Source organism: Variovorax sp. P4_B10, from assembly GCF_056402375.1.
Window position 1 is genome coordinate 23,886 of the sequence record NZ_JBFUHN010000078.1, and the last position, 6,031, is coordinate 29,916.

5 protein-coding genes and 1 pseudogene are annotated in these 6,031 nt (G+C 68.2%); 4 read left to right on the forward strand and 2 right to left on the reverse strand.

From position 1 onward, the window contains the following. Positions 1-19 precede the first annotated feature (19 nt). The gene (locus tag AC1DXX_RS27240) at positions 20-1,498 is read right to left on the reverse strand and encodes a benzaldehyde dehydrogenase (protein ID WP_478137331.1); all 1,479 of its coding nucleotides are present in this window, start codon (positions 1,496-1,498) and stop codon (positions 20-22) included. Between the two features lie 257 nt (positions 1,499-1,755). Here AC1DXX_RS27240 and AC1DXX_RS27245 point away from each other — a divergent pair, with 257 nt between their 5' ends. Further along, on the forward strand, positions 1,756-3,579 hold the full coding sequence (locus AC1DXX_RS27245) for a sigma 54-interacting transcriptional regulator (protein ID WP_478137332.1): 1,824 nt from the start codon (positions 1,756-1,758) through the stop codon (positions 3,577-3,579). Positions 3,580-3,675: 96 nt separating this feature from the next. Next, positions 3,676-3,990, forward strand: a complete 315-nt coding sequence (locus AC1DXX_RS27250) for a hypothetical protein (RefSeq protein ID WP_478137333.1) — start codon at positions 3,676-3,678, stop codon at positions 3,988-3,990. 29 nt (positions 3,991-4,019) lie between these two features. Here AC1DXX_RS27250 and AC1DXX_RS27255 read toward each other — a convergent pair whose 3' ends face one another. Next, positions 4,020-4,571, reverse strand: coding sequence for a hemerythrin domain-containing protein (locus tag AC1DXX_RS27255; RefSeq protein ID WP_478137334.1), 552 nt, complete (start codon positions 4,569-4,571; stop codon positions 4,020-4,022). 185 nt (positions 4,572-4,756) lie between these two features. On the opposite strand from AC1DXX_RS27255, the gene AC1DXX_RS27260 reads away from it, so the two are divergent. Next, positions 4,757-5,692: a DMT family transporter gene (locus AC1DXX_RS27260; protein ID WP_478137335.1), complete on the forward strand. Its 936-nt coding sequence runs from the start codon at positions 4,757-4,759 to the stop codon at positions 5,690-5,692. 142 nt (positions 5,693-5,834) lie between these two features. Further along, positions 5,835-6,031, forward strand: a pseudogene (locus tag AC1DXX_RS27265) (TorF family putative porin); the annotation flags it as partial.

The following is a 6,031-nucleotide window of genomic DNA, read 5'->3' on the forward strand; positions in this document are numbered from 1 at the left end:
CTCCGGGTTTTGATGAAGGTCAGAACGGATAGGGATGCGGCGCCTGCTTGATGGTCAGCCACTGCCACTGGGTGTATTCCTCCCAGTCGGCCGGGCCGCCCACGCTGCTGCCGTTGCCGGCGATGCCGGGGCCGCCGAAGGGGTTGACGCACTCGTCGTTCACGGTCTGGTCGTTGATGTGGACCATGCCGGAGTTCAATTGCGCGGCCATCGCCATGGCGCGTCCGATCGAGGGCGAGATCACCGCCGACGCCAGGCTGCCCTGGTGGTTGTTGGCCAGGGCCACGGCCTCGTCGTCGGTCTTGAAGGTGATGATGTTGGCGACCGGGCCGAACACTTCTTCGTCGTACACGCGCATGCCGGCCTTCACGTTGGCCAACACCGTGGGTTTGTAGAAGAGGCCCTCGCTGCTGCCGCCGGCCAGCAACTGCGCGCCGGCCGCGATGCTGTCCTGCACGATGGCGTGCACGCGGTCGCGCTGCTTCGCGTCGATCAGCGGCCCCAGGGCCACCTGGCCGCTGGCACCGTCGCCCACCGGCAGGTGCTGGGCCTTCGCGACCAGCCGCTGCGTGAACGCGGCGGCGATGCGCTCGTGCACGATGATGCGATTGGTCGCCATGCAGATCTGGCCCTGGTGCAGGTAGGCGCCCCAGGCGGCATTGCTGGCCGCGATGTCGAGGTCGGCGTCTTCCAGGACGATCAGCGAGTTGGCGCCGCCCAGCTCCAGCGTCACCTTCTTCAGGTGGCGCCCCGCCAGTTCGCCGATGCGCCGGCCCACGGCGGGCGAGCCGGTGAAGGCGATCATCGGCACGCGCGCATCGGTCACCAGGGCTTCACCGGCGGCGGCGTCGCCGGGCAGCACCTGCAACAGGCCGGCGGGCAGGCCTGCCACTTCGAACACGCGGGCGATCATGAAGCCGCCGCTCACCGGCGTGCGCGCGTCGGGCTTGACCACCACGCCGTTGCCGGCCGCGAGCGCCGGCGCCACGGTGCGGAGCGTGAGGATGAGCGGAAAGTTGAAGGGCGAGATCACGCCCACCACGCCACGCGGCACGCGCCGCGCCAGGCTGGTGGTGCCGCTCGCGCTCGGCAACACCTGGCCCTGCGCCTGCAGGGGCATGGCCGCCGCGATGTGGCACAGGGTGATGGCCTCGCGCACCTCGTGCTGTCCCTTGGGCAGGATGGCGCCGGTCTCCCGGGCCACATACAGCGCCAGCTCGTCGAAGTGCTGCTCGAACAGCGCCGCGGCCCGCAGGAACACGGCGGCCTTCTCGCGCGGCGCCACCTGCGCCCAGCTTTTCTGCGCCTGCGCCGCGGCGGCCGTGGCCAGCCCCACGTCCTGCGCATCGGCGATGCCGACGGCCGCCATCACCTTGCCCGTGGCCGGCTCGACCACGTCGCGCACACCGCCTGCGGACGCGACCCACCCGCCGTTGATGAACACCTTGCCGGCCCAGGCCGCCGCGTCCAGGAACGCCAGCTTCTGCGAAACACCCATGACTCACCCCTTGCGAAAAATTGATCGGCTGGCCGCGGGTGGAAATGCCCGCGGCACGGCCTTGTTTTCGCAACGGGCGTACCAGTGGCGCGGCGGCGGGGTGGCCCGACGCCGCCGAGGCGCGCTGTTTTCATTGGGGGATTAGGGGAATTCCCGGAGCCTTAATAGTTATTCTGAATAACTGGTTTACCCTGATCATCGCTTTCATCAAATGATGAAAAATCGGTCGCTCGTTTCACCAAACGATGAACTCGAAATTGACCAAAGCCACTGCCTCACCGCTCCCGCAGCGGATCTCGCTGGCCGACGTGGCGCGTGCCACCGGCGCCGCGCTGGGCCGTTTCGACGGCGCCGACGTGGCGCGTGCGATGAGCCGCTTCGAGGCCTCGCACGTGGGCAGCGAAGAGCACCCGACGATTGCCGACATCAGCGAATGCCTGTTCTTTTCGCCCGGCGACGGCCGCATCTGGCTGCAGGACCAGCGCATGGTGCTGCTGCATACCGAGGCGCTGGGGTCCCTGCGGCGCGAGCTGATCGACAGCCTGGGCCAGGAGAAGGCCCGCGGCTTGTTCACGCGCGCGGGCTATGTCAGCGGCGCGCGCGACGCGCAGCTGGTGCGCAAGCATTGGCCCGAGGCCGAGCCGGCCGCGGCCGCCATGGCCGGCACCCGCCTGCATGCGCTGGAAGGCGTGGTGAAGGTCGAGCTGGTGCACGCGCGCTACGACCCCGAGACCTCGGACTACGAGGGCGAATTCATCTGGCATCACTCGAGCGAAGACGACGAGCACATCGCGGCCTACGGCATCGGCGGCTCGCCCGCCTGCTGGATGCAGGTGGGCTATGCCACCGGCTACGTCAGCACGCTGTTCGGGCGGCTGGTGGTGTTCCGCGAAGTCGCCTGCCGCTCGATGGGCGAGAGCCATTGCCGCGTGATCGGAAAATCGGCGGAGCGCTGGGACGATGTGGAAGAAGACATGCGCTACCTGCGCGCGCGTGACTTCGTCGGAGCGTCGCCGTACGGCGGCGCGGCACCGCAGGCCGCGGAGCTGCCCACGCCGCCGCGCAAGAGCGACGCGATGGTGGGTGCGTCGTCGGCTTTCAACGCGGCCTGCCACCTGTTGCATCGCGTGGCGCCGACCACGGCCACCGTGCTTTTCACCGGCGAGTCCGGCGTCGGCAAGGAAAAGTTCGCCAGCATGCTGCACAGCATCAGCCCGCGGCGCGACAAGCCCTTCGTCGCGGTGAATTGCGCGGCCATTCCGGAGACGCTGATCGAGTCCGAGCTGTTCGGCGTGGAGCGCGGTGCCTACACCGGCGCCGGCGCGGCGCGGCCGGGACGCTTCGAGCGCGCCCACGGCGGCACGCTGTTCCTGGACGAGATCGGCACGCTGAGCTACGCGGCCCAGGGCAAGCTGCTGCGCACATTGCAGGAGGGCGAAGTCGAGCGCGTGGGCGGCACGCGCAGCATCCAGGTCGACACGCGCGTCGTCGCGGCCACCAACGTCGATCTGCGCCAGGCCGTGCGTGAGGGCAGGTTTCGCGACGACCTGTTCTTCCGGCTCAATGTCTTTCCCATTCACCTGCCGCCGCTGCGCGAGCGGCGCGATGACGTGCCGCTCCTGATGAGCCATTTTCTGCAGCACTACGGCCGCAAGCACGGCCGGCAGGCTGCCGGCTTCACGCAGGCCGCCGTCAAGGCGCTTCTGAACTACGACTACCCCGGCAACATCCGCGAACTGCAGAACCTGATCGAGCGCGCCGTGATCGTCGCGCCCGAGGGCAGCCTGCTCGAAGTCCACCACCTGTTCACGAGCGGCGAGACGCTGGACAAGAACGTGCTGTCGGTGCGGCCGGATGGCCACCTGGCGGGCGCTGGCGGCGCCCCGCCCCCGCAGGCCACGCCTGCAAGCCGCGCTGCGCCGGATCGCGCCGGCGCCGGTTCATTGGGACAAGTGGAAGAGACGCTGATACGCCGTGCGCTGGAACAATGCGGGGGAAACCTCTCCGCGGCAGCGCGCGTGCTGGGCGTCACGCGTCCCCAACTGGCCTACCGTGCGCGCAAGCGCGGCATCACAAGCTGACGGACCGCCTGCCGGCGCCGTGGCCGCATTTATCGATTGCCCCCCAAGCGCGCCGGTGCTTCAATGTCGGCTCCTGCGGTGACGAAGGAGACTTCCATGGCCTACGAAGCGCGATATGTCCTGCGACCCAACCCCGGCGCCGATCTCGGGGCCGTCATCGAAGCCTTGAAGGTGGGTGCGGCACTCTGGAAGAAACATGGTGCGCCCGATCCGCAGCTGTGGAGCGTGGCCGCCGGCGAACTGGGCAACTATGTCCTGACCGTGCAGTTCGAGAACGCGGTGGCGTACGCGAAGGTCACGGACCCGTTGTCGGCCGATCCCGAATTCCGCCGCTGGCAAGCGAACAACGTCCAGTCCGGCGCGTTCACGTGGGTGCGCAGCAACCTCATGCGCGAGCTCCCTCTGACCTGAAGCCACCGTCGCGCTCCATGGGCATAGGGTCAATGGGGGCCTTGAGACTTGCCTGCGAGTGGCGGGCGCCGATGTTCACGCGCCTTCGCGGCGCGTACCTCCTTCGAAATGGACGAGACCACGGTGGCCCATTCCTCTGCCGTGAGCAGCAGCGCCGTCTGCGAATGCAGGAGCGTGTCTTCTTTGTCCAGGTGCACGGACATGAACTGCCGGTGCCGTCGCAACAGCGCCTCGGCCTCCGCGGCTGCTCTCGCATCGCCGGCCTCGGCACGCTTCAAGGTGGTCTTTGCCTGTGAGAGGAGGCCGTTGCAGCATTCGCTCTCCGAGTCGAGCTGATCGAGAAGCTCGTCGGCTTCGCTCGACCTTCCACGCAGCATGTTCAGCATGACGACGCCCTTGGGGCGATGCGTTGTTTCCTCGAAGGCCTGAAGACGTTCGATGACTTCGATGGCCGACGTCGCCCGTTGTCCAGTGCGCGTTCCATCGCCTGTCTTCATCGCGGTATCGAGTCGAGCCAACAACTCCCGGGTGCGGGTGTGCTCGGCGCGCAAGATGGCCCACGCGCATTCGGCTGCCAACATGCTTCACCTCCTTGGGACCAGCGAACTGCTCCGAAATTGCCTGTGAGCTCGAGCCTTTAACGCCATGGTTCTACATCGTTGCGGCCGGTACCGCAAGCCTCGTCTCGAAGCCCGGCCACTGACGCATCCACGCTTCGTTACAGGCCGAAGTGTCGGTGCCGCGGTCTCGCGATGATCGGCGCACCATGCACACGACGACACTCGCCACGGCCGGCAAGGCCCCTCCCCACGCCGCTTTCGAATGGGCCCTGCTCGCGGTGCTCGCCACCTGCTGGGGCGCCTCGTACACCTTCATCAAGATCGGCGTCGAGACGCTGCCGCCCGTCACCCTGATTGCGGCGCGCACGCTGATTGCGGGCCTGCTGCTGCTCGCGGTGCTGCGCATGCGCGGCGTGAAGCTGCCGAAGGAGCCCGCCATGTGGGGGCGCTTCGCGCTGCAGGCCTGCCTCAACAGCGTGCTGCCCTTCACGCTCATCGCGTGGGCCGAGCGCGGCGTGGATGCCGGGCTTGCGACCATCCTCAACTCGACCTCGCCGATCTTCATCTTCCTGCTGGGCCTCGGCATGGGCGGCGCGGAGAAGCCCACGCTGCGCCGGCTGTTCGGCGTGGGCGCGGGCCTGGCGGGCATCTGCCTGATCGTCGGCTTCGAGGCGCTGCACGGACTGGGGCATTCGCTGCTCGCACAGCTCGGGCTGGTGGCGGCGGCCGTCTGCTACGGCTGCGCCGCGATGTTCGGCCGCGTCTTCAAGGGGCTGGACCCGATGGTGCCCGCCGCGGGGTCGCTGCTGAGCGGTGCGGCGATGCTGGTGCCCGCGAGCCTCGTGATCGACCGGCCTTGGACGCTGGCGCCTTCGGCCGCGTCGATGATGGCGGTGCTGGCGCTGGCGGTGCTCTCCACCGCGCTCGCCTTCACCATCTACTTCCGGCTGATCAGGACGCTCGGGCCGATGTCGACCGCCGCGCAGGCCTACCTGCGCGTGCCTATCGGCGTGGCGATCGGCGTGGTCTTCCTGGGCGAGGCGCTCTCGCCCACCGCGTGGCTCGGGCTCGCATGCATCATGGCCGGCGTGGTCGCGATGACGATGCCCGCGCGCGGCAGAACCGCAACGATGCGCAGATGAGCGACCTGCCGGAATGCCGCCCAACTGCGGCGGCGGCCGCATCCCGCTCAAGAATTTTGCGGCCGGCCCCGCATTTTTTACGCGGCTTTTAGACGCGCGCTCCTACGCTGCCGGCTCCTCCATCCGTTAGCGATTTCTTTCGATGAAACACCTGATTCGCATCGCCCTGCCGGTGCTCGTTCTCCCCACCCTCGCCGCCCTGCCGATGCTCGCGAGCGCGCAGCTCACCGGCAATGTGTCCCTGACCAGCAACTACAAGTTCCGCGGCCAGGACCAGGACATGATCGGTCGCAACGACTACGCCAAGACCAAGGGCTTCAAGCCCGCCATCCAGGGCGG